Annotated in this window: 26 protein-coding genes; 11 read left to right on the top strand and 15 right to left on the bottom strand. The window is 48.9% G+C overall.

From position 1 onward, the window contains the following. The first annotated feature begins 46 nt into the window (after window positions 1-46). The 7 genes from rsxA to nth are packed head-to-tail and all read left to right on the top strand — an operon-like array spanning window position 47 to window position 5,930. On the top strand, window positions 47-628 hold the full coding sequence (gene rsxA / locus KZ771_RS01805) for an electron transport complex subunit RsxA (RefSeq protein WP_133540068.1): 582 nt from the start codon (window positions 47-49) through the stop codon (window positions 626-628). Then, on the top strand, window positions 628-1,230 hold the full coding sequence (gene rsxB / locus KZ771_RS01800; protein ID WP_290654187.1) for an electron transport complex subunit RsxB: 603 nt from the start codon (window positions 628-630) through the stop codon (window positions 1,228-1,230). The genes rsxA and rsxB overlap by 1 nt, the downstream gene beginning before the upstream one ends. Then, on the top strand, window positions 1,231-2,856 hold the full coding sequence (rsxC, locus tag KZ771_RS01795) for an electron transport complex subunit RsxC (RefSeq protein ID WP_290654186.1): 1,626 nt from the start codon (window positions 1,231-1,233) through the stop codon (window positions 2,854-2,856). Continuing rightward, a complete protein-coding gene (gene rsxD / locus KZ771_RS01790) occupies window positions 2,856-3,932 on the top strand; it encodes an electron transport complex subunit RsxD (RefSeq protein WP_290654185.1) in 1,077 nt (358 codons plus the stop codon). Before rsxC ends, rsxD begins: the two co-directional genes overlap by 1 nt. Then, the gene (gene rsxG / locus KZ771_RS01785) at window positions 3,922-4,590 is read left to right on the top strand and encodes an electron transport complex subunit RsxG (RefSeq protein WP_290654184.1); all 669 of its coding nucleotides are present in this window, start codon (window positions 3,922-3,924) and stop codon (window positions 4,588-4,590) included. Before rsxD ends, rsxG begins: the two co-directional genes overlap by 11 nt. Next, the gene (locus KZ771_RS01780) at window positions 4,583-5,275 is read left to right on the top strand and encodes an electron transport complex subunit E (RefSeq protein WP_290654183.1); all 693 of its coding nucleotides are present in this window, start codon (window positions 4,583-4,585) and stop codon (window positions 5,273-5,275) included. The genes rsxG and KZ771_RS01780 overlap by 8 nt, the downstream gene beginning before the upstream one ends. Before the next feature lie 19 nt (window positions 5,276-5,294). Next, window positions 5,295-5,930 (top strand): endonuclease III, encoded by a 636-nt coding sequence (nth, locus tag KZ771_RS01775; RefSeq protein WP_290654182.1) that lies wholly within the window; start codon window positions 5,295-5,297, stop codon window positions 5,928-5,930. Here the strand turns inward: nth and KZ771_RS01770 are convergent. After that, a complete protein-coding gene (locus tag KZ771_RS01770) occupies window positions 5,927-6,862 on the bottom strand; it encodes an OmpA family protein (RefSeq protein ID WP_290654181.1) in 936 nt (311 codons plus the stop codon). The genes nth and KZ771_RS01770 overlap by 4 nt on opposite strands. A gap of 144 nt (window positions 6,863-7,006) precedes the next feature. Between KZ771_RS01770 and rnt the strand changes: the two genes are divergently transcribed. Beyond that, window positions 7,007-7,642: a ribonuclease T gene (gene rnt, locus KZ771_RS01765; RefSeq protein ID WP_133540060.1), complete on the top strand. Its 636-nt coding sequence runs from the start codon at window positions 7,007-7,009 to the stop codon at window positions 7,640-7,642. Window positions 7,643-7,714: 72 nt separating this feature from the next. Here rnt and KZ771_RS01760 read toward each other — a convergent pair whose 3' ends face one another. Both KZ771_RS01760 and KZ771_RS01755 read right to left on the bottom strand, forming a co-directional pair. Continuing rightward, window positions 7,715-8,320: a peroxiredoxin C gene (locus tag KZ771_RS01760; protein ID WP_133540410.1), complete on the bottom strand. Its 606-nt coding sequence runs from the start codon at window positions 8,318-8,320 to the stop codon at window positions 7,715-7,717. A gap of 116 nt (window positions 8,321-8,436) precedes the next feature. Beyond that, the gene (locus tag KZ771_RS01755) at window positions 8,437-8,778 is read right to left on the bottom strand and encodes a Grx4 family monothiol glutaredoxin (RefSeq protein ID WP_133540409.1); all 342 of its coding nucleotides are present in this window, start codon (window positions 8,776-8,778) and stop codon (window positions 8,437-8,439) included. A 220-nt stretch (window positions 8,779-8,998) separates the two neighbouring features. Between KZ771_RS01755 and KZ771_RS01750 the strand changes: the two genes are divergently transcribed. Beyond that, complete coding sequence (locus KZ771_RS01750) at window positions 8,999-9,580, top strand: Fe-Mn family superoxide dismutase (RefSeq protein ID WP_290654180.1); 582 nt, start codon at window positions 8,999-9,001, stop codon at window positions 9,578-9,580. A gap of 70 nt (window positions 9,581-9,650) precedes the next feature. Here KZ771_RS01750 and fadR read toward each other — a convergent pair whose 3' ends face one another. Beyond that, window positions 9,651-10,361: a fatty acid metabolism transcriptional regulator FadR gene (gene fadR / locus KZ771_RS01745; RefSeq protein ID WP_290654798.1), complete on the bottom strand. Its 711-nt coding sequence runs from the start codon at window positions 10,359-10,361 to the stop codon at window positions 9,651-9,653. 139 nt (window positions 10,362-10,500) lie between these two features. On the opposite strand from fadR, the gene dsbB reads away from it, so the two are divergent. Further along, window positions 10,501-11,019: a disulfide bond formation protein DsbB gene (gene dsbB / locus KZ771_RS01740; protein ID WP_290573142.1), complete on the top strand. Its 519-nt coding sequence runs from the start codon at window positions 10,501-10,503 to the stop codon at window positions 11,017-11,019. A gap of 4 nt (window positions 11,020-11,023) precedes the next feature. Here dsbB and KZ771_RS01735 read toward each other — a convergent pair whose 3' ends face one another. From KZ771_RS01735 to KZ771_RS01685, 11 genes are all read right to left on the bottom strand, one after another. Beyond that, the gene (locus KZ771_RS01735) at window positions 11,024-11,455 is read right to left on the bottom strand and encodes a YcgN family cysteine cluster protein (RefSeq protein ID WP_290573144.1); all 432 of its coding nucleotides are present in this window, start codon (window positions 11,453-11,455) and stop codon (window positions 11,024-11,026) included. Between the two features lie 10 nt (window positions 11,456-11,465). Then, window positions 11,466-12,509, bottom strand: coding sequence for a lytic murein transglycosylase (locus KZ771_RS01730; protein ID WP_290654179.1), 1,044 nt, complete (start codon window positions 12,507-12,509; stop codon window positions 11,466-11,468). After that, window positions 12,506-12,751 (bottom strand): YcgL domain-containing protein, encoded by a 246-nt coding sequence (locus KZ771_RS01725; protein WP_290654178.1) that lies wholly within the window; start codon window positions 12,749-12,751, stop codon window positions 12,506-12,508. Before KZ771_RS01725 ends, KZ771_RS01730 begins: the two co-directional genes overlap by 4 nt. A gap of 34 nt (window positions 12,752-12,785) precedes the next feature. Beyond that, window positions 12,786-13,949 carry a ribonuclease D gene (rnd, locus tag KZ771_RS01720; RefSeq protein WP_290654177.1) on the bottom strand — a complete coding sequence of 388 codons (1,164 nt, stop codon included), beginning with the start codon at window positions 13,947-13,949 and terminating at the stop codon, window positions 12,786-12,788. After that, window positions 13,946-15,616 (bottom strand): long-chain-fatty-acid--CoA ligase FadD, encoded by a 1,671-nt coding sequence (gene fadD, locus KZ771_RS01715; protein ID WP_290654176.1) that lies wholly within the window; start codon window positions 15,614-15,616, stop codon window positions 13,946-13,948. The genes rnd and fadD overlap by 4 nt, the downstream gene beginning before the upstream one ends. An 82-nt stretch (window positions 15,617-15,698) precedes the next feature. Then, the gene (locus tag KZ771_RS01710) at window positions 15,699-16,598 is read right to left on the bottom strand and encodes an alpha/beta hydrolase (RefSeq protein WP_290654175.1); all 900 of its coding nucleotides are present in this window, start codon (window positions 16,596-16,598) and stop codon (window positions 15,699-15,701) included. Beyond that, window positions 16,598-17,179 carry a Slp family lipoprotein gene (locus KZ771_RS01705; protein WP_290654174.1) on the bottom strand — a complete coding sequence of 194 codons (582 nt, stop codon included), beginning with the start codon at window positions 17,177-17,179 and terminating at the stop codon, window positions 16,598-16,600. The genes KZ771_RS01710 and KZ771_RS01705 overlap by 1 nt, the downstream gene beginning before the upstream one ends. 62 nt (window positions 17,180-17,241) lie before the next feature. Then, window positions 17,242-17,544: a hypothetical protein gene (locus KZ771_RS01700; RefSeq protein ID WP_290654173.1), complete on the bottom strand. Its 303-nt coding sequence runs from the start codon at window positions 17,542-17,544 to the stop codon at window positions 17,242-17,244. Between the two features lie 88 nt (window positions 17,545-17,632). Further along, window positions 17,633-18,379: a tRNA (adenosine(37)-N6)-threonylcarbamoyltransferase complex dimerization subunit type 1 TsaB gene (gene tsaB / locus KZ771_RS01695; RefSeq protein ID WP_133540399.1), complete on the bottom strand. Its 747-nt coding sequence runs from the start codon at window positions 18,377-18,379 to the stop codon at window positions 17,633-17,635. Beyond that, window positions 18,372-20,291, bottom strand: coding sequence for an ATP-dependent DNA helicase (locus KZ771_RS01690; protein ID WP_290654172.1), 1,920 nt, complete (start codon window positions 20,289-20,291; stop codon window positions 18,372-18,374). The genes tsaB and KZ771_RS01690 overlap by 8 nt, the downstream gene beginning before the upstream one ends. An 86-nt stretch (window positions 20,292-20,377) precedes the next feature. After that, on the bottom strand, window positions 20,378-20,635 hold the full coding sequence (locus KZ771_RS01685; RefSeq protein WP_290654171.1) for a hypothetical protein: 258 nt from the start codon (window positions 20,633-20,635) through the stop codon (window positions 20,378-20,380). 392 nt (window positions 20,636-21,027) lie between these two features. Here KZ771_RS01685 and hisG point away from each other — a divergent pair, with 392 nt between their 5' ends. After that, entirely contained in the window at window positions 21,028-21,921 is an 894-nt protein-coding gene (gene hisG / locus KZ771_RS01680; protein WP_290654170.1) for an ATP phosphoribosyltransferase, read from the top strand. Window positions 21,922-21,930 lie beyond the last annotated feature (9 nt).

The raw sequence follows: 21,930 nt of genomic DNA, 5'->3' as shown, positions 1-21,930 counted from the left end.
AAAACACCGATAATACGCACTGCTTTTTTAACGCACGGAAGGAGCCATGACGGACTATTTACTGCTGTTGGTCGGTACCGTACTTGTCAATAACTTCGTCTTAGTGAAGTTTCTGGGCTTGTGCCCGTTTATGGGCGTGTCTAACAAACTAGACACCGCCATTGGCATGTCTGCGGCAACCACTTTTGTGCTGACGCTGGCATCCGTGTGTAGTTATTTGGTCAACCAGTATCTGCTGGAACCGCTGGGACTGATGGCATTGCAGACCCTGAGTTTTATTTTAGTCATTGCCGTGGTGGTGCAATTTACCGAGATGGTGGTGCACAAAACCAGCCCCACGCTTTATCGTCTGCTGGGTATTTTTCTGCCCTTGATTACCACCAACTGCGCAGTACTCGGTGTGGCGTTGCTTAACATCAACGAGCAACATAATTTTGTTCAGTCTATTGTGTATGGGTTTGGTGCCGCACTCGGTTTTTCATTGGTATTAATTTTATTTTCTGCCCTGCGCGAACGGCTTGCTGCAGCCGACGTACCTCAGGTATTTAAAGGCTCAGCCATTGCGATGGTTACCGCGGGACTGATGTCGTTGGCGTTTATGGGCTTTAGCGGTTTGGTGACAAGTTAATGAGTATTGTTGTTGGACTTATTGCCATTGGGGTTTTAGCGCTGATTTTTGGCGTTATTCTCGGCTTTGCAGCGGTCAAGTTTAAGGTCGAAAGTGATCCCATTGTCGAGCAAATCGATGAAATTTTACCGCAAACACAATGCGGTCAATGTGGTTACCCCGGTTGCCGTCCTTATGCTGAAGCTATCGCTAATGGTGATGAAATTAATAAATGCCCACCGGGCGGTGAAGCTACCATTAAACAGCTTGCTGATCTGATGGGGGTTGAAGCAAAACCTTTAGACTCAGCGCATGGCGAAGAAGACGTTAAAAAAGTCGCGATAATTCGCGAAGACGAGTGCATTGGTTGTACCAAGTGTATTCAGGCATGTCCGGTCGATGCGATACTCGGTGCGGCAAAACAAATGCACACAGTGATTGAGCACGAATGCACCGGCTGTGACCTATGCGTTGAGCCATGCCCCGTCGACTGCATTGACATGGTGCCGGTTAAAGCCAAACCAGAAACCTGGCAATGGGATTTAACCAGTATCAAACAAAATGTCGCTCAGGCGAAAAATATTTCGTCTGCTGACACTATTCCGGTCAAGGTGGTGGAATAAATGCGGGATATTAAGTCATTTGTTGACGCAGGCGTCATCGGCCACTTCCCCGGCGGAATTCACCCGCCGGAACGTAAGTCGCCGGCAAACACGGTGGCGCTGCGCCGCCCTCCACTGCCGTCGGAACTGATTCTGCCATTACGACAGCACATAGGACCGTCCGGACAATGTACGGTCGAAGTTGGCGATAAAGTCTTAAAAGGGCAACAACTTACCGAAGCCCAACTAAGCCAGGGTCTGCCTTTGCATGCCCCAACGTCCGGCACCGTCAGTGCCATAGAAGAACGACCGATGGCACATGCATCAGGCTTGCCTGAGTTAGCCATTGTCATCCAGCCCGATGGCGAGGATCGCTGGATAACACGTCAGCCCTTGCCTAACTATCGCGACTGTGACCGTGCAACGCTGATAGAAACGATTCAAAAAGCAGGTATTGCCGGGCTCGGCGGCGCAGGCTTCCCTACAGCACAAAAGCTTGCTTCACAAAAACCGATACAATACCTGATAATTAACGGCGTAGAATGCGAACCCTATATTTGTGCAGACGACCGTTTAATGCGTGAACATGCCATCGACATTGTAGCCGGTATTGAAATCCTGCAGTTTATTAGTAATGCCGGGCAGGTATTATTAGCGATTGAAGATAACAAGCCGGAAGCGATCGCTGCGATGCGGGAAGCCATTGACGGCTCAGACAGCATTAAACTGCGGGTCATACCCACTAAATATCCATCCGGCGGCGAAAAACAACTGATTGAATTGCTAACCGGGCAACAGGTGCCACAAGGGCAACTACCGCTGGATATCGGCTTATTAATGCAAAATACCGGCACCGCGTATGCCGTTAAACGCGCGGTAATTGATGGCGAGCCGTTATTAGAGCGCGTGGTGACGCTAACGGGTGACCTCATGTCACAGCCCGGCAATGTCTGGGCTTTATTAGGTACCCCCATCGCTCACCTGTTAGCTGAAGGCGGCTTTAATGCAGATGATGACGCGCGCGTCATCATGGGAGGCCCAATGATGGGCTTTACCTTGCCATTAACCGACGTTCCGGTTATTAAAACCACGAATTGTATTTTAACGCCGAGTTTGCAAGAGCTACCGCCGGCTGCCGACGAAATGGCCTGTATTCGCTGCGGTGCATGCGCTGATGTCTGCCCGGCGACATTACAGCCACAACAGTTGCAATGGTTGGCTAAAGCTAAAGATTACGACGCACTTGAGAGCAACGATTTATTTGATTGTATCGAGTGCGGTGCCTGCGCTTACGTTTGCCCTAGTGAGATTCCGTTAGTGCATTACTATCGCAAGGCCAAAGCAGAGATCCGCAATATCGCCCGCGAAAAGGCTAAAGCCGAATTGGCACGGCAACGTTTTGAACGCCGTCAGGAACGTCTGGAACGCGAAAAACAAGAGCGCTTAGAACGTCACCGCAAGGCCGCCGAGGCGCGCAAAAAAATGCAGCAGGAAAAAGCCGCGACGGAAACCTCAGACGCAGCTTCCGCTGCCAACAAGCCGGCACAGGACAAGTCCAGTGCTGTAGCAGCAGCTATTGCCAGAGCTAAGGCTAAAAAAGCGGCACAGCAAGCGGCCAATAACACCAGTGATGAGGAAAACAGCTAATGACTTTTCGCGTTGCAGCAGCCCCGCACGGGCATAGTCAGCAAAACACCGCGGATATGATGCGCTGGGTTTGCTATGCGTTGATACCGGGCGTGTTGGTGCAAAGTTATTTTTTCGGCGCCGGAGTCTACTTTCAGCTGTTTTTAGCCATTGTTACCGCTTACGCGACTGAGAGTTTATGTATGCTGGCCCGCAATCGCAATGCGAGATCAGCGTTACGTGACAATACAGCCCTAGTTACCGCAGTGTTGTTGGCAATTTCTATTCCGTCGTTGGCGCCCTGGTGGCTCACAGTGATCGGCACGGCATTTTCTATTGTCGTGGTTAAACAAATCTATGGCGGTATGGGGCAAAACCTGTTTAATCCGGCAATGGCTGGTTATGTTTTGCTGTTGGTTTCGTTCCCGGTACAAATGACCAACTGGCTGCCTCCATCAACGTTGTCCAACTATGAATTAAGCCTGTGGCAAACCCTGCACACCATCTTATTCGAATATACTCCTGCCGGTTACAGCGTCGAACAACTGCGTACAACCGTTGACGGGGTTACCATGGCGACGCCGTTAGACACCATTAAAACCGCGTTGTCGCAAGGTTATACTGTGGCCGAGGCCTACCAGCAACCGGTATTGTCAGCCATTGCCGGTGTCGGCTGGCAATGGGTTAACCTGGCCTTCTTGTTAGGTGGTTTTATTTTATTGCAGCGCCGCATCATTAGCTGGCATATCCCGGTTGGCTTGTTAGCGGGTCTATTAATTCCAGCGTTAGTCGCCAATCTGTTTGCGCCGTCAGTTATGCCGGGACCGGTATTTCACGCACTCAGCGGCGCCACCATGCTGGGGGCTTTCTTTATTGCCACCGATCCGGTCTCTGCTGCAACATCGCCCCGAGGCCGGTTGATATTCGGTTTGCTTATTGGTTTTCTGGTATGGGTGATTCGTAGCTGGGGCGGCTATCCCGATGCCGTCGCCTTCGCGGTGCTACTGGCTAACTTGAGCGTACCATTAATCGATCGCTATACACGCCCTACCGTTTATGGCCATTCGCGCAGTCACGGAGGCGGTGATGGCCAATAAAAGTATGCAGAAAAACGGCCTGTTACTGGCATTATTCGCGGTTATCGCAACCTTTTTGGTGTTAGCGGTAGAAGCGCTAACCGCCGACCGTATTAAACAACAGTTGCGTGAACAGACGCTGCGCAGCCTTAACGAAATCGTAGCGCAGGAATTGCATGACAACGACCTGTATCAGTCTTGTCGTCTGCTACAGGCCGACGCCTTGGGCAGTAGCCAGCCACAGCCACTGTATCGCGCTTTTGTTAATCAACAGCCCAGTGCACTTGCCGCAGAAATCGTAGCTCCCAATGGTTATTCGGGTGCGATCCGACTGTTAGTTGCGATTAAACCTGACGGCGAAGTGCTCGGTGTGCGCACGCTCGAGCACAAAGAAACACCGGGTTTAGGTGACAAGATAGAAACTAACAAAAGCGACTGGATCTATTCTTTTGCCGACAAAGTCGTCCGCTCCGAAGAAGATGACCGCTGGGCGGTGCAACGCGACGGTGGTATGTTTGACCAGTTTACGGGCGCTACCATCACTCCCCGGGCTGTGGTTCAGGCAGTAAAACGCGCCACGCTGTATTTAAACGAGCACAGCGAACGTCTGTTTACCCAGGCGTTGCCGCAGTGCCAAGCCACTGCCGAAAATAATGCGACGGAGGCCAATTATGAGTGAATTTAAAGAACTCACGCGCCAGGGACTATGGGAAAATAACCCGGCATTAGTGCAGCTGTTGGGACTCTGTCCGCTGTTGGCGGTAACTGCCTCAGTCACCAATGCGCTGGGCCTGGGTCTGGCTACATTGTTTGTACTGATGGGCTCAAACATTACCGTGTCGCTGGTCAGACAATGGGTGCCGTCAGAGATACGTATTCCCGTGTTTGTCATGGTAATAGCGACCTTTGTAACCATTATTCAATTACTCATGAACGCCTACGTCTATGAGCTATACCAATCACTCGGCATTTTTATTCCGTTAATTGTAACTAACTGCGCCATCATTGGCCGCGCCGAAGCGTACGCCTCTAAAAACCCCTGGCAGAAGGCCGCCTTTGATGGCTTTATGATGGGCTTAGGCTTTGCCTTGGTGTTAGTACTGCTGGGCGGTATGCGCGAGGTTATCGGTAATGGCACGCTGTTCGACGGCGCCGAGTTACTATTGGGTGACTGGGCCGCACAGTTACGGATTGAGTTATTCGAGGTCAATTACCCGTTGTTACTTGCCATTTTGCCTCCGGGTGCCTTTATTGGCTTAGGTTTTATTATCGCCGGCAAAAACTGGGTTGATGCTAAACGCGCAGCCAAGGCAGAAAAAGTCGAAAAAACAGTAACGCGCGCACGCGTCACTGCCGAATCCTAACTAATTAGCATAGTTAACGATGAATAAAGAAAAACGTTACCAAATACTCAGCCGATTACGCGAACACAATCCAAATCCCACCACCGAGTTGGAGTACGGCAGTCCGTTTCAGTTATTGATCGCGGTACTGCTGTCGGCACAAGCGACCGACGTCGGCGTAAACAAAGCCACGCGCAAGTTATTCCCGGCAGCACCAACAGCCGAAAAAATGCTGGCATTGGGCGTTGATGGTATCAAGGACTACATTAAAACCATCGGGCTATTTAACTCCAAAGCAGAAAACGCCTATAAAACCTGCAAAATTCTGGTAGAGAACTATGCCGGCGAAGTACCGCAAGACCGCGCTGCATTAGAAGCGCTGCCAGGGGTCGGCCGCAAAACCGCCAACGTGGTATTAAATACCGCTTTTGGCTGGCCGACCATTGCCGTCGACACGCACATATTCCGGGTTTCGAACCGAACAAAGCTGGCACCGGGAAAGAACGTTAAAGAAGTTGAGGAAAAGCTCATTAAGGTGGTGCCAAAAGAATTTAAAGTCGATGTACACCACTGGCTTATCCTGCATGGACGTTATACCTGTGTCGCACGAAAGCCGCGTTGCGGCTCTTGTATTATTGAAGATTTGTGTGAGTTTAAAGACAAAACCAGCGACTAGAGCTGAATACCCGACGGCTTGGATAAACGCACCACGACGCGGCGGTTTTTAGCCCGATCAAGTTCGTTAGCGTTGCCGGCAATCGGGCGATCTTCGCCATGACCCACGGTTTCGATACGATCTTCGGTAATACCGCGTTCGACAAAAAAGTTTTTAATCTCGTCAGCGCGTTGCTCCGATAATTGCTGGTTGGGTTCGCGGGCACCCAACGCATCGGTATAAGCGTTAACCAATACCAACTCGAGATCGCTGTCTACTGCCAGATACTGGCTAATTTGTTCCAGTTTACGCTGCGACGCAGTAGTTAGCTTTTCGCTGTCTGCCTGGTGATTAATGACCGTATAGGCAATGTCGTCAAAGCTAAACGGCAGCAACGCATTCACACAACCACGGAAGGCATCGTAAGCGGAGCGAAAGTTAACCGATGATAGCGCCACCGCTACCGTGTCCGTTGCGTTATACCAGTCTTGATAATAAAAGGTAGGGTAACGGCCTTTTTCAAGTTCACTTAACAAACGCCACGCCATCTGTTTTTGCAGCTCGCCGTCGAATTGCTTATAAAATTGCATATCGCCCAGTGCGTATGTCGCCTGACCTGGTTGCCAGCGGGGCGCTACCGACTCAATTTTGGCTACGCCGTAGCCGTCGGGTAACTGATGCATGTCCAATTGCATGCGGAGGTTGAGCTCTTTACTCGCCTCGCTATGGAACTCGACCTTGCCGTAGCGCGGAATGGTATGTTCAAGACCACATTCCAGCCGCGAATTTTCTGCCAGATGCCACATTGAATTGTCTAGATTGGCACTGTAATGACGCACTGAGTTAGCCTCAACCGCCGGGCTAAGTGCACTAACAGCAATACCCAACAACGCGCTGGTAATTAAGGTCAGCTTGAATCGCTGACTCACCTGTTGGTGTGTATCGATAGGCATAACTTCCCCTAAGTGGCTACTAAGAACAACGTTGTACGTTTAAGCTATCGGCATTTTTATTGAATCCTTTAGCGCTTAAGGCGACAACCGGCAGTGATTTTTGGCATACTGTAGCTTAATTCAGGAAAACGTTATGGAGTACCCATGGCTGACTCGAGCGAGTCTTTAATGAAACAGCGTTTTCGTGGCTATTTGCCCGTTGTCATAGACGTTGAAACCGGTGGTTTTGATGCTAACCGCGATGCCCTGTTAGAAATTGCAGCTGTGCTGGTGGATTTTGATGACGACGGCTTGCTCAAGCCCACCGAAACCCTGCATTACCATGTTGAACCTTTCGAAGGTGCCAATATAGAACAGGCGGCGATTGACTTTAATGGTATTGATCCCAGTTCACCGTTGCGCGGCGCCGTAAGTGAAGATGTTGCGCTGAAAGAAATGTTTAAACCCATCCGTAAAGCGCAAAAAGCTGCGGGTTGTCAGCGCAGTGTATTGGTTGGTCACAATGCCAACTTCGACCATAGCTTTATGATGGCCGCAGCCGGGCGTGCACAGCTCAAGCGCAATCCATTTCATCCATTTGTGAGCTTTGATACGACTTCTTTGGCTGCCCTAACCTTGGGTCAAACGGTACTGATTAAAGCCTGTCAGGCAGCTGGTATTGCGTTTGATCAGCAACAGGCGCACTCGGCTATATACGATACTGAGCGAACCGCGGAGCTGTTTTGCTGGATGGTTAACGAGTGGCAGGTTTTGGGCGGCTGGCCGCGAAATAAAGAGTAGCTGCCCCTAACGAGCAATAAAAAAACGCCGCTATGACAGCGGCGTTTTTGCTTTCTGCTATTAAACCATGACTTACAGTTTGTCAGCGTTCTTAGACAGGTATGCTGCAACGCCTTCTGCGTTTTCTTTCATACCTTCTTTACCTTCTTCCCAACCTGCAGGGCAAACTTCGCCGTGCTTCTGGTTAAAGTTCAACGCATCAACCATACGCAACATTTCGTCGATGTTACGACCTAATGGCAGATCGTTCACTACCTGGTGGCGAACAGTACCTTCTTCGTCGATCAGGAAAGAACCACGGAAAGCAACGCCCGCTTCAGGGTGCTCTACGTCATACGCTTTACAGATGCTGTGACGTACGTCTGCAACCAGTGGGTATTTAACCTGACCAATACCGCCGTCGTCGGTAGAGGTATTACGCCATGCGCTGTGCGTGAATTGAGAATCGATAGAAACACCGATAACTTCTACGCCACGCTTTTTGAATTCGTCAAGACGCTTGTCAAAGGCGATCAACTCAGAAGGACAAACAAAAGTGAAGTCCAACGGGTAGAAGAAAAGTACCGCTTTCTTACCTTTGATTTGGTCAGAAAACTTGAAGTCTTCAACGATTTCGCCTGAACCCAAAACTGCTGCGGCAGTGAAATCAGGTGCCTTACGACCTACTAATACAGCCATTGATTCTCTCCATTTGTTGATTTCAAAAAAGCTTTAATTAAAGCAATAAACCTACTCACTACGTACTTGCGGCCAACCCGGATCGATTTCAAGGTCTGACGCAATAACAAATAGGATTATTCTTTTTCGCTGGGCTCCGGATGACGTTCAGCGACTTCTGTAATCAGCTGTTGCAATTCGCCATTCTGGAACATCTCGACAATAATATCACATCCACCGATTAACTCACCTTCTACCCACAGCTGCGGAAAAGTTGGCCAATCAGCGTATTGTGGTAATTCCGCGCGAATATCCGGATTTTGCAAAATGTCGACATAAGCAAATGCCTGACCGCATCCCATCAATGCTTGTGAGGCCTGCGAAGAAAAGCCACAACTCGGTAATTTTGGCGAGCCTTTCATATACAAGAGAATGGGGTTTTCAGCGATCTGCTGTTTAATTTTGTCGATGGTTTCCATAGTACCTCTACTTTTACACGTCTGTGTGAGTGCTAATGGTTGATTAAAATACTCAAGTATTATAGCAGACGCAAGTTCGAATTTCTGCCCGAAATTTCTGCCTTGAAAACAGAACCAATAGCCCCTATATAACGTAAGTAAGGTTACATAAGTTGATACCTGAGCTTGCACAACAGATTGTGTAAGTTGCTTTTAAAAAGAAAACTATGGAGAGGACACTATGGCATTTGAACTTCCTGCTCTTCCTTATGAGAAGAACGCACTGGAACCACACATCTCAGCAGAGACGTTGGAGTACCACTACGGTAAACACCATGCAACCTACGTCAGCAAGCTCAATGATGCGGTCAAAGGGACTGATTTAGAAAGCAAGTCTCTGGAAGATATCATCAAGTCTGAAAAAGGCGGCCTGTTTAACAATGCTGCACAGGTTTGGAACCACACCTTCTACTGGAGCTGTCTAGCACCCAACGGCGGTGGCGCACCAACAGGCGCTGTTGCTGATGCGATTAACAGCAAATGGGGTTCTTTCGAGAAGTTTCAGGAAGAATTTAACGCCAGTGCTGCCGGTAACTTCGGCTCAGGCTGGACCTGGCTGGTTAAGAAGGCAGACGGTTCTGTTGAGATCATGAATACTGACGATGCAGATACGCCTGTCGCACACGACGGTGTGACGCCGTTACTGACAGTTGACGTTTGGGAACATGCGTATTACATCGACTACCGTAACTCACGTCCTAATTACTTAGAAGCTTTCTGGAAGCTGGTAAACTGGGAATTCGTGAACAAAAACTTCGCTTAATCAGCGATTTATACCGTAGCTTGCGCGCCCAGCGCAAGCTACCTATACCGCGAAGCCCATATCCCGAAACCTAATCCACCAAATCCTCTGGCATATCACCCCGCAGGCTATGCCAAATTTCAGCCGACTCGTAACCGTAACGACGCACTAAGTTAACCGACTCGTTATAATCACCTTTGCGTGCAACATCAGCAAGGTTGGCATAATAATCACGCGCCAACTGACGCGCTTCAGGCGACGAGAAATAATATTGCCCAATACGTGAATATAATCCTTTAAAGCCATTAAGTATCAACACGTAGATAGGATTTTCAGCAGCCATTGCCATGTCGTGATTCAACTGATAGTCGAACTCTGCGAACACGGTTTCGTCATCTTTTAGTTCTGCTGCCTGTTCAAGCAGCCGCAGCGCTTTATCCGGGTTGTGACGAATTGCTGCGCGAATATAAATCGCACTAATGTTGGTACGGGCAGATAGCAATTGATCGACCAGCTCCGGCATACCGTCTTCATCCAGGCGCGCCAGAGTTTCCAAAATATTAAGCCCGGAAGTTTCCCAAAAATTATTAACTTTAGTGGGTTTACCGTGTTGTATTGTCAACCAGCCATCGCGCGCCAAACGTTGTAGCACTTCGCGTAAGGTTGTTCGAGTTACGCCAATCAATTCAGACAGTTCTCGTTCCGCGGGTAGAATAGTTCCTGGCGCAAAATGGCCATTCCAAATGGATTTAACGATATATTCTTCGGCAAACCCCGCAGGGCTTTTAGCTTTTATGATCATCATTCTACCTGGCTCAAAAACAATAGCTGGATTCTACCAGCCTTCTATGAGGTCGGACAAGCTAGCTGACGGCTTTATATCGACATCTTGACGTCATTTCGGTATGATTTAGCCGCAAAAATCCCGATAAGGAACTCAAATGACCGCAATTTCGCAATGGCCTACACGACAAACACCTTGGCTGTTATTGTTTTTAGGCAGTACCTTACTGTTTATCCTGGCTTTGTACTTTCAGCATGCTATGGCACTGGAGCCCTGTGTTAAATGTGTGTATCAACGCGTTGCGGTTGTCGGTGTGATGTTGTCAGCACTGGTCGGCGGCTTCGGTTGTAAATTTTGGCTAACCCGTTGGCTTGGTATAGTGGGTTGGGGTTACTCATCCTTTGAGGGCCTGCGCGTCGCCTATGACCATTGGGATTTACAAACATCCAAAAACGCATTTTTTGCTGTCTGTGAGAGCGCCCCAAACTTTCCGGACTGGGCACCATTACACCAATGGCTACCCGGATTTTTTGCCGCGCCCGGGCTCTGTGGTGACATTGACTGGGAGTTTTTAGGCATCGGAATGCCGGGCTGGATGACATTTATTTTTGGCGGCTTTTTGCTCATTGCTGTTATCGTCGCCTTACTACATTTAAGCAAAGGCAAACGCGGCTAAGCGATTAGCCCAGCGGCCAGGTAACAATACGGTCCTCTAATTCACCGCGGTATTCAGTCTCGCTGATACAATGGCCGGCAACATGATAGCCGGCCTTTTTCATCGCCGTTTTATCACCGTCATGACGTAAGGGATGCCAATCGGGTAAGGGCTGCCCCTCGGCACGTAACCGATAGGCACAGCTGCGTGGCATAAAATAGACTTGCTGCAGGTTGTCAGGAGTCAGCCTAACACATTCCGGTACCCGCTGCGTTCGGTTCTCGTAGTCACTGCAACGGGCTGTCTTGGTGTTCAGTAGCCGACAGGCAACATCGGTTTGATACAGGTGATCTTCGTCGTCCAGTAACTGGTTTAAGCAGCACTGGCCGCAACCATCGCAAAGCGCCTCCCATTGCTCATGGTTAAGGCGCTCCAGCGGTTGGTCATACCAAGCCATTAGCACGCGTTTAGCGGGGGAAGCGGATACGATCGGATAAGTAGCCGACCGCGGCCACAAAGTAATGTGACCGGTTCCAGCGCATCAACGCATCATAGTTGGCATAAGCCAGGTAAACGCGACCTTCCTTATCATCCGGAATCACAACCGAGGCTTTAATATCATCACGGCTGGGTAACTCACTGCCATCCATGCGGGTAATGCCCATGGCCTGCCACTCATCCAGCGATTTTTTAACATCAAGATCTGCTAACGTTTCGTCAAACTCAGCCGGTAACTGTACTTGCCGTCCCCAGGTCACGTCATCACGCCAGCCAACCGACTTCAGATAATTGGCTGCTGAGGCAAACACATCGCCGTAACTGTTCCAAATATCCTTTTTACCATCACCATCATAATCGATGGCATAGCTCATAAAGGAGCTGGGCATAAATTGTGTCTGACCCATGGCCCCTGCCCATGAACCTTTCATCTGTTCGGGCTTAATATGGCCTTCTTCGATAATAGTCAGTGCTTCCCACAACTGATCCTTAAAAAACGCTTCGCGGCGCCCGTCAAAGGCAAGCGTGGTTAGTGCAGATACCACTTTAAAGCCACCGGTAAATGAGCCGAAGTTGGTTTCGATGCCCCACAAGGCCACAATAAAGCGCGGTTGTACACCGTATTCCGAACCAATCTTTTCTAGTAGCTGCTTGTGTTCATTATATTTTTCGATGGCTTTATCGGCTTTCCACTCGGGCACAGCACGGGGTAAATAGGTATCCAGGGTTAGCTTAAACTCAGGTTGGTTCTTGTCCAGCTCAACCGCGCGTTGATAATACTCAATATCGGCAAATGCCTGATCCAGCGTCTGCTGTTGGTAGCCTTTGTCCAGTGCTTCTTGCTGCAGCGCACTCACGTAGTCATCAAACTGTTGCTGCACTTGCGCCTGGTCTTGTTCGTGACTGTGTTCTTTGCCATCTTCAGGGTCGTGATAAACGGCCTGAGCCGGGTTAGCCAACAACAGCTGACTGGCAACTAAGGTTGCACTAGTAAAAGTTAGCATTCGTTTCACTTGAGTTTCTCCTGTGCAGGTGGTAGCTGCAAATAAAAGCCGGGGTCGTTGAGATGACGTGTAAGTTCGGCGCTAGAAATACGTGCCAATTGTTCGCGCTTCGCCAAGTTTACTGTCAACACTTTAACCGGAGTGCCGAAGCTTTCTCGCAGCGCCTCGGGGACCTCTTCAAAGTCGCCTCCATGGGGTAAGTAAAGATACGTATCGGCTTTACGACGACTACTAAACACATCGCACAACATGGTATTTAAACCCTCAAAACAATAGCGACAATCGCTAAATTAATGGTGTTAATTCTGCCTCAAGATAGTTCCAACGCCAACCCTGTTTTAAGTCAGGCTGCGGCAAGCGCTGCTGTTGCTGCGATGAAAACTGCCAATGGAAATTCAAAAAATCGTTAATTTGCTTGCGTGAAGCAATTAATACCGAGTCAACATCCAGTTGTTCCGCAACCTGTTGAATAGCGGCTTTGATGGTTTTTACTGCGGCTTTATAATTTGGCATATCATCCAGTCGTTGCAACGGCTGCGGCAAATCTTGCTGCGAACGCTGTTGCGCCTGTTTAATAACGCTGGTAATTTCACTCCCGGAATATTTACGCGTTAACGGTGGTAGCCCGTCGATAGCAAACAGCTGTTTTTCAGTGAGGGGTTGGCGCCGGGCCAGATCAAGCAAAATACCGTCTTTAAACAAAAAGCCCAACGGCATATCGCGATCTTTCGCTTTTTGCAGGCGCCATGCGGCCAAGTCTTGTAATACCCCAAGTTGTTGGGCATTAAGTTGCCAGGTATTGCCCACATAAAGGTAGAGCAAATCGGTCGGAATTGACTGCGTCCGCTTGGCAACTTGTAAGCGGCTCTCGGCTTTTACAATGTCAAGCACCTGGCGTTGTTCACACCGTTGGTACAAATAAGGGTACATAGCCGACAGGTAGCTCGCATCTGCCGCAGCATAATCCAGTTCTTTCTCTGCCAGCGGTCGACGCAGCCAATCAGTGCGCGACAGGCTTTTATCTAATGTTACCCCACCACATAATTGCTCTACCAATTTAGCATAACTGATGGCAGTACCTAGGCCACAAAAACCAGCAGCAATTTGGGTATCAAAAAGATCTTTAGGTTGTTGCCCTGATTGTGTGTAAAACAGCTCTATGTCTTCGCCACCAGCATGTAATACCGCAGTGATTTCCGGGTTAGCAATTAACTGCCAGATTGGCGCTAAGTCGAGGCTTGCTGCCAGTGGGTCGATAATAACCGTGCTACCGCCGGCATGGGCCTGTAACAGGCCGAGTTTGGCAAAATACGTCTTTTGTCGAACAAACTCGCTATCAATAGCAAACCAGCCCGCAGAGCGGGCCAGTTGACAAAATTGACTGAGGGCGTCGGTGGTGCTAATTATCTGGTAATTGAGCACCGCCTGTGGGACCGAAACGATACTCAACTTTGCTCCTCATCACGTAACTCTTTGCGCAAAATTTTGCCGACATTAGACTTTGGTAACTCTTCTCTAAATTCAACCAATTTCGGTACTTTGTAGCCGGTCATGTTTTCGCGAGAGAAGTCGATCACTTCACGCTCGGTTAACGATTGATCCTTAGCCACAATAAAGACTTTGACAACCTCGCCAGAGGATTCATGCGGTACGCCAATGGCGGCAGATTCTAATACTTTCGGATGCTCTGCCAAAACGTCTTCAATTTCGTTGGGATACACGTTAAATCCAGAGACCAGAATCATATCTTTTTTGCGATCAACGATTTTAAAGTAGCCTCGCTCATCATAAGTTGCCATGTCACCGGTTGCGAACCAGCCGTCTTTTAATGACTCTGCCGTCGCATCAGGTCGGTTAAGATAACCCACCATCACTTGTGGCCCTTTTACGTACAGTTCACCCGCTTCACCCTCTGCCAACTCTTCACCACTGTCAGGATCACAGATTTTCATTTCTGTACTAGGCACCGGCAGTCCAATGCTACCTGTGTAGTGTTCGATATCGTATGGGATTACCGTCACCACTGGAGAGCATTCAGTTAAGCCGTAGCCTTCTAATAAACGTGATTTAGTCACCCGTTCCCAATGCTCAGCAACAGCTTTTTGAACGGCCATACCGCCGCCTAATGCCACTTTTAAATTAGAAAAGTCGAGATCTTTAAAGCCTCGCGTGTTGAGCAGACCATTAAATAACGTATTTACGCCGGATATCATTGAGAATTTATATTTGCTTAACTCTTTCACAAACCCAGGCATATCACGCGGATTAGTGATTAAAATATTACGCCCACCATGCTTAATAAAAGTTAAGCAATTAGCGGTTAAAGCAAAGATATGATAAAGCGGTAATGCGGTAATTATAATTTCTTCACCGTCACTCATAATCGGTGTAATAACTGATGATACCTGCTCTAAGTTTGCTACCATATTGCGGTGAGACAGCATGGCTCCTTTTGCAACACCGGTCGTGCCGCCGGTATATTGTAAAAAGGCTATATCATCACCGGTTACTTCTGGACGCTGATAGCTAGCGCTCGCTCCTTTGTTTAAGGCACTATTAAAATCGACCGTTTTCTTTAAGTTATGGCCTTCTACCATCCGTTTTACGTATTTAACAACAAAGTTCACGAGCCAACGTTTGGGGGCTGGCAATAAATCACCAATTTGGGTGGTGATGACTTGCTTTAAATCAGGAACTTCACTGGTTACTTTATCCAGGGTATGGGCAAAGTTTTCTAAAATGACAATGCCTTTTGCTTTAGAGTCGGTCAACTGGTGCTTAAGTTCACGCGGGGTATACAATGGGTTGACATTAACCACGGTCATACCCGCAGACAATATACCGAACAATGCCACGGGGTATTGCAACAGGTTCGGCATCATCACAGCCACGGCATCGCCTTTTTTCAGGCCTGTACTCTGCAAGTACGCAGCAAACTGAGTCGCTTTTTTACCCAGCTCAGCAAACGTCATCTCGTGGTCCATATTAACGAATGCTACTTTATCCTGATACTTTTCAACACTCATTTCTAAAATATCAACGAGTGATGAAAAATGATCAGGATCAATCGTTTCTGGCACTCCCGCAGGGTAATTTTTCAGCCAAATCTTGTCCATATGAGGCTCCGAATCAAATAGTTTCTTTTATTATGCTTATAATTGTACGCTAATCATCGCATATCCGACCAGTTAATCCTAGTCACGCGGTTGCGTCAATCGTCGCTATAGCCTGCGCCAACTGTTGCGGGTTTTCCATATGCACATGGTGACCGCCCGCTATAACCTGCACCGATAAATCGTCAATACAATGCCCCCAGCGTGCTATAGCGGGCGCTACCTTGTCGTAGCCTTTATCCCCTCGAATCAAGGTGATAGGCGTTTTAACCTGAGTTAGAATTTGCTCCACCGTACTGGCTGGCAGACGATAAGGCGATGTCGCTTTTACTCTCGGATCAGCGCGCCATTGCCAGCGCCCCTGTGCATTCCTGTAACAGCCGCGCTGCACCAGAATTTCGACCAACGGTTTAGAAAAATCGGCAGATTTCAGTCGTGCATCGACCGCAGAGCTTAGTTCACTGTAATCTCGCCACTTAGAATGAGTGAGCTTTTGTCGCGAGCTAAATCCGCTTTGTAGCTGCTGGTGCGCGTCTTCGCCATCGCTGACAAATAACCCAAACGCCTCAATGAGCACCAGGTGACGCAGTCGTTCACCACATAAACTGGCTGTCACATTGCTGACAAAGCCGCCCATCGAATGCCCTACCAACACGATATCCTGCCACTTTTGTTGCTCTAACAGCGACCACAGGTCGTAGGCGTAATCGATAAAATGATAATGCGTGCCAGCAGGACGATGGTCGGACAAACCGTGTCCTGCCCAATCTAACGCCAGCAGTCCGCCTTGCGTTCGCATTGCGTTATTTCTGAGATATTGTTGTGCTAATGGTAAAAAACTGTGGGCATTGTCAAGCCACCCGTGGGTACAGACATATTTGATATCTTTAGGGTTACCCCAGCACAATCCCTTTATCGTGCCCCAGGGCATTCGGTAGCTCACCGCAGAGGCTGCGGCGAGCGTTTCACTAAACTGACCCGGCATTACTGCTTGCTTTTATCCGGACTACCCGAATTGTTTGACGGGCGCACAACAGGGCGCGGAACGTAATACGGCCGGTAAGGGTAAGGCGCATAAAAATTGTGTCTAAACCACAACGGAGCGAAGTCAATTTGCGTTTCTACTCGCGGCTTTTCTTTCTTCCACAAATAATAGCCTGAAGCTTCCAGCACCGGGTAGGTATAGGTGTAGTCATCGATTTTACCGGTACGCACTTCTTGCACGGTACCGAGTATTGTCAAACTGCGGCCTTGCTCGTATACCGCAGGGTCAATAAAGCCATCGATTAGAGCAAGAAAGCGGCCATCACTGTCATCACCTACCGTCGGACGGCCCCAACTTTTCAGCGGAAAGTTGACCATTTCGATAATGGTGTAGTCTTCGCCGTTGCGAACGTCAGCGATGACGCCGCCCCAGCGCGCCTGCTGACCGACAAACTGTTCGGGATTATTAGCCACGCCCTGGTAGCTCGCTAAGGAAGTGTCATCAGACGTGTTAATGGGTTCAGGAATTGTACTACAGCCAGTCAGAAGAAGTGCTGCGGACAACATAAGGCCAAGTTTCATAAATATCACCGCCTGCTATTGTTAGGTTGATTTACTATCACAGTAAGATAATACGGCCTACCTTACGCGTATAGGTCAACCCCGAACATGGATTTTACTTCCTCTTTGCGTTCGCTTAACTGAACTCCCTGATAGGCTTCCAGCGCGCGACGCGAAGATTGAGGTGGTTCATCATAAACAGTATTTAGCTGCTGCCAACGCTGCGCGCGCTGACGACTGTCCTCAGCGCTAACAACAATAGGTGCAGAGCGCGCGTTTTCCCGCTGTTCCGGGTTGCCCGCTGTTTCAGGCACGCGTTGACGCTGCGGCGCTTGCGACGCATAGCGATCAACCGATTGAATGCCTAAACCGTTTATATTAACCACGTTACTTAGTGACGCTACTTAATCAGTAGTCTCCATGTTTATGACTGCTTTTATTATGGCGGGTTCAATTAAAATTGCCAAGCCTTTGTTAATTTCGCCCAGGTAACTTTTTCCAGGTGACCTCATTGCGAACGTATAATGGTTCCAGCTGCTCTGCACTAACCGCTTTACTTTGTCCGGCCTGCGCCAGCGTCAGCATGTCCTGTGCTTCGGGTAAACGGCATGAATGCGATAGATTAACCGTTACCGGCAAATCCTTAGCCAATAAGTCGCTATAGTTATCCCAGCCGGTGCCAGCGGCGGTAACTCTAACCGAATCACTAATATTTAGCGCCGCCAGTGCCGCCTTAAACGGGTTTTCTTCCGGCCTGGTGACAGCGGGTTCGGTTATCGCTACAGCTATACCGTTTACATTTTCGTAAACCGCGTAGTAAACCTCATTCATGCGCGCATCAATTGCTGCCAGAATAAGTTCTGGTGGCTGCTGCGCATCGGTACCAGAAGCGGCCGCATTTAAGCGAATACATTTTTGCGCCAGCGCCTGCAAGCTAGGTATCGGGTATATCGCAAGGTTGCCACTAAATGCCAGGCCCTGCCCAACCGAGACGCCAATACGAACGCCGGTAAAACTGCCGGGGCCGCAGCCAACCACCAATCCCCCCAGCTGCGACAATTCAATACCAGCCTTGTGCATTACGTCATCAACGAAGGGCAATAGGCGTTGCGAGTGCTCACGCGGACTCTCGGCCACACATTGGTAGAGTTGTTCATTGGCATAAACTGCCGCAGAACAGTTTTCGGTAGACGTATCGATAGCTAGCAGCGGTTTAGTCATTGTCTTTCTCATCTAAAAAAGTTAACGCATTGGTGAGATCACGGGTGCGCCGCATTGGCGGCAGGCTTTTAAGGAAGCGCGCACCGTAATAACGATTAACCAGGCGGTTATCACAGACCAGCAATACGCCACGGTCCCGCTGATCGCGAATCAGGCGCCCGGCACCCTGCTTAAGCGCAATAATAGCCTGCGGCAGTTGAATGGTATTAAATGCATCTACGCCACGCAACTTGGCATCTTCAACTCGGGCATTCAGTAGTGGATCGTCCGGCGACGCAAACGGCAACTTATCGATAATTACGCAGCGTAATGCATCACCCCGAACATCCACACCTTCCCAAAACGACGAGGTACCTAACAGCACCGCGTTGCCCGCTTCGGTAAATTGATTAATCAATTCAGTTTTACCGGCATCGCCCTGCACCAGCACCTTACGATCTAATTTGTCACGCAGCAGCTCAGCCATCTGCTGCAGCATCCTATGGCTGGTAAACAACAGAAAAGTACCACCATGATTGTGCTTTATACACTGACTGGCAATATCCGCTAATTGTGTATGCCGGTGGTAGTCATTAGCCTCGGGTAAATAACGTGGCAAACACAACAGCGCTTGTTGGGCAAAGTCGAATGGACTCGGCAACAGTAGCGTCTCGGCATCATAAATACCCAACCGATGGGTAAAGTGTTCAAACTTCTCGTTAACAGCGATAGTTGCAGAGGTGAACACCCAGGAACGTTGACTATGCCGCACCAGACCGCCAAACTTTTTTGCCACACTTAAGGGAGTCTGGTGCACCACAACATGCCTGGCGGTAGTCTCGAACCAATAGCTATAGCCTGTTTCACTGGTATTCATGAGTTGTTGCCACAGAGCCAAAAACTCTTCTGCGCGCTCGATCAGATTATCCATGTCTTTATGCCGACCGCGTGCAGTGCGCAGTACATTGACTAAAAGTTCCAGCTTTTCACCCAGCCGATCAGTGGCTTCGACCATCGCCTCTTGTTGTCGCCAGTCACGCCAGTTACCGCGCATGGGATCTCGCGGAAACTGCAGCCGCCAATCCTTCACAACCTGTTCGAACGTCCGTGCCATTTGCGTAGCCTGCGACAAGTCTTTCAGTTCAGTAAGACACAAACGAATAACTTCTTCCGAGAGTTCAAGCAGTTGCCGCGACGACACGGCGTCACCAAAATACTGACTGGCGATGTCAGGCACCTGATGCGCCTCATCAAAAACCACCACCTCACTGTTCGGAATGATCTCGCCAAAACCCGTATCTTTAACCGCCAAATCTGCAAAAAACAGGTGATGATTAACCACCACGATATCCGCTTTTTTAGCTTCCTCACGGGCCTGGACTAAATGACAGTCTTCATAAACCGGGCAATCACGACCCAGACAATTGTCTTTGGTACTGGTGACCAGCGGCATAACTTGTGCGTCTTCCTGCAATTCATTGAGCTCACCGATATCACCACTGCGTGTCATAGTCGACCAACGCTTGATTTTGACGAGTTGATGCTGGGTGGTTTTGGGCAGTTGGCCTGCTTGTATCTGTGCCTGCTCTAAACGATAAAGGCACAAATAATTCGCGCGACCTTTCAGCAATGCGATGACTTTTTTAGGCGCCAGTATTTTACGCAAGGTAGGTAAATCGCGATGGAAAAGCTGTTCTTGCAGGTTTTTAGTACCGGTGGAGACAACCGCTTTGTCTTTAGCCAGTAATATAGGTGCGAGATACGCAAATGTCTTGCCGGTGCCGGTTTCGGCCTCAACCACCAGTTGCTTACCGTTACGGATTGTTTTTTCGATGGCACTCGCCATCTGCAATTGCGCATCCCTAGGCTGAAACCCCGTCAAAGCGGCCGACAAGGCGCCACCCGGCTTAAATACATCGGCGACTTTGCTCATGACTGACGCGGTTCCTTTTTACGACTTAAATAAAGCGTCTATTATGACACAGCCGCAAGGCGGGAGGAAAGAATGACTAAAAGCGGCTAGGCGTAGGTATCGATATGACCATCACTATCGGTTTCGTCATCAGGAGCCTGTTGCGATTGCTCCGATTGTTGCTGTTTTTGTTGCTGCTGGCGACGCGAGTCGTGTTCGGTAATGGTATTGGTTTCTTCGTCGCTGATTTTTTCGACTTCTTTTGTTTTTTCTACCTGGTTAACCCGCAACTGGTCACGCTCGTGATCAACCGGAACCCGCACATCGCGGGGGATTAGAGGTACCATTGCATCAAAATTAGCCATTTTTACACTTCTCTGACAGTCATTAGCCGAGTGGCCTTCATACCTCTACTGACCACGGTTGGTTATACAAGTTCACTGGTATTGCCTAATTATTGCACAGTTATTAAACAGTGTATCGTCAGCATCGGTAATAACTATAGGGTTGCATTTACATTTTTTATTGGTATCATGCTATACAAGTTTTGAAGAAAAACCCTATTTCTACAAATATTACGAATTCAGGAGTTATGCAATGCAAGCCGAAATGCGCCAGCAGCACCATCATCATTGGTTCTACATGAGCTAGCCATCGGTTTGTTCGTGGGCTAGCCTGTTATACGCTAGCCTTTCGCATGACTATACAACCCTTCGAAAGGCAACTTTCGAAGGGTTTTTTACATTTAGGAGCTTTTATGACTGAACGTTTAACCATTGCAATTCAAAAATCAGGCCGTTTGAGTAAAGAGTCGTTAGCGCTATTAAACGCGTGCGGCGTTAAGTTCAGCATAAACGAGGCGCGTCTCATCGCTCACAGCACCAGCCACCCTATCGATTTACTGCGCGTTCGCGATGACGATATACCCGGCTTGGTTATGGACGGTGTGGTCGATTTGGGATTAGTAGGCGAAAACGTGCTAGAGGAAGTTCGTTTAGAACGCGAAGCTGTTGGTGATGCAGCGGATTACAAGAACTTGCGCGCGCTGGACTTTGGTGGCTGTCGTTTATCGATTGCGGTGCCGCGCGAGACACCTTTTAATAAACTATCTGATTTAAATGGTAAACGCATCGCCAGCACCTACCCTTATTTGTTACAGCGCTATTTAAAAGAAAATGGCGTAGCGGCTAAGAACGTTAACCTGACAGGATCGGTAGAAGTAGCCCCCAGAGCTGGGCTCGCAGACGCTGTCTGTGACCTGGTTTCAACGGGGGCTACACTCGAAGCCAACGGACTCGAAGAGAAAGAAGTTATTTTCCGCTCAACCGCACAGCTAATCCAGTGTAACGATACCTTGAGCGCCGATAAACAAGCGATGATCGATCAGTTATTACCGCGTATTGATGGCGTACAGTTAGCCAAAGAAAGCAAGTATATTATGCTGCACGCACCTAAAGCATCGCTGGACGAAGTGATTTCGTTATTACCTGGTGCCGAAACGCCAACCCTGTTGCCACTAAGCCACACTGATGATCAGGTTGCCGTGCACATGGTCAGCACCGAAAAGCTATTCTGGGAAACAATGGAAGATCTAAAAGCGATCGGTTGTAGTTCGATTCTTGTATTACCTATCGAAAAAATGATGGGCTAAGGAGACAGA

It is taken from the genome of Idiomarina sp. (assembly GCF_019431395.1).
GTDB lineage: Bacteria > Pseudomonadota > Gammaproteobacteria > Enterobacterales > Alteromonadaceae > Idiomarina.
This window is presented reverse-complemented; position numbering and strand designations above follow the sequence as displayed.